This is a genomic window from Dapis hubbardiae BLCC-M172, assembly GCF_050016015.1.
GTDB lineage: Bacteria > Cyanobacteriota > Cyanobacteriia > Cyanobacteriales > Microcoleaceae > Trichodesmium.
In genome coordinates this window covers 44,697-45,837 of sequence record NZ_JBNHEQ010000281.1, presented here as the reverse complement: position 1 = coordinate 45,837, position 1,141 = coordinate 44,697, and the positions used below count along the sequence as shown (strand labels likewise).

The 1,141-nt window shown below is 36.7% G+C and carries 1 protein-coding gene; it reads right to left on the bottom strand.

The genetic code is table 11. The features are described 5' to 3' along the window. Positions 1-168: 168 nt before the first annotated feature. A complete protein-coding gene (locus tag ACP6PK_RS26270) occupies positions 169-930 on the bottom strand; it encodes an HpcH/HpaI aldolase family protein (protein WP_426559083.1) in 762 nt (253 codons plus the stop codon). Positions 931-1,141 lie beyond the last annotated feature (211 nt).

Below are 1,141 nucleotides of genomic sequence, written 5' to 3'. Positions count from 1 at the left end.
AGAAACCGGGTTTATGGGAGGTAGATTTTATATGGTAAAGCATTTAATATAAACCATTAAGAAACCGGGTTTATGGGAGGTAGATTTTATATGGTAAAGCATTTAATATAAACCCGGTTTCTCTATTTCTTCAAAAATTCCTATAATGCCTTTTTTCCCAAGTCAAAATCAACCTCTTACTCCTTTAACTAAAGCTTGACAACCTTGTAAGAAAATACTCACATCCATACCCAATCCAATATACTGAACTCCACAGTCAATCCATTTTTTTGCAGTCTCAGAATTATTAGTAAAAGTACCAACAGCTTTTCCTGAACTCCGAATAATTTCTACTGCTTTTTGCATTAATTCAACTACTCGAATATCATCAACTTGACCAGGAATACCTAAAGACTGAGATAAATCATAAGGACCGAGAAAAATTACATCAATATGAGGAACTGTAACAATTTCTCTCAGATTTTCGACGCCTTTTGTACCTTCCACATGAACTACAACTAAAGATTCTGCATTCAATTTATCGGTAATATTACTACCTGCTGAAGTGTAAACTCCAGCGCGAGTTCCAAATGATAAACCACGACAACCAATAGGATTATATTTAGCACTTTGCACTACTATTTCTGCATCAGTTATTGTTTCTATTTGTGGAACTTGTACGCCTGCGCTTCCGATATCAAGAGCGCGTTGAATTTGTGCAGCATCATTTTTGCTGACTCTGACAACTGGTGCAATACCTCCACAGTCAGCAGCACGACAAAGGTCTTCTGCAACTAGAATATTTAGAGGTCCGTGTTCGAGGTCGATAACTGCGAAATCAAATCCTGCTATACCGCAAATTTCAATGAAAGCAGGGTAAGCGCAATTCATAAAAAGTCCGAGTACGACTTCGCCGTTTTTGAGTTTTTGTTTGAGTTGATTTTTTTTCATGGTTGATAAATATATAGAAAAGAGGTAATAGGGAATAGTAGTGGGAGCATCTTGCTCCCGTTCCAGGTATTCCTTATTCCTGTATATCATTACTATGTCAGACTACCAACAATATTACTAGAGAGTTTGGAGACCATTAGTAGAGGGTTTGGAGACCAAACCCCTACCAGGAATTTTAATTCTGGTTAATTGCTTTTTCCCTATTTTTTTA

Excerpts from the sequence above, each read along its gene's own strand:
- ACP6PK_RS26270 (WP_426559083.1), bottom strand. The coding sequence starts at position 930 with ATGAAAAAAAATCAACTCAAACAAAAACTCAAAAACGGCGAAGTCGTA.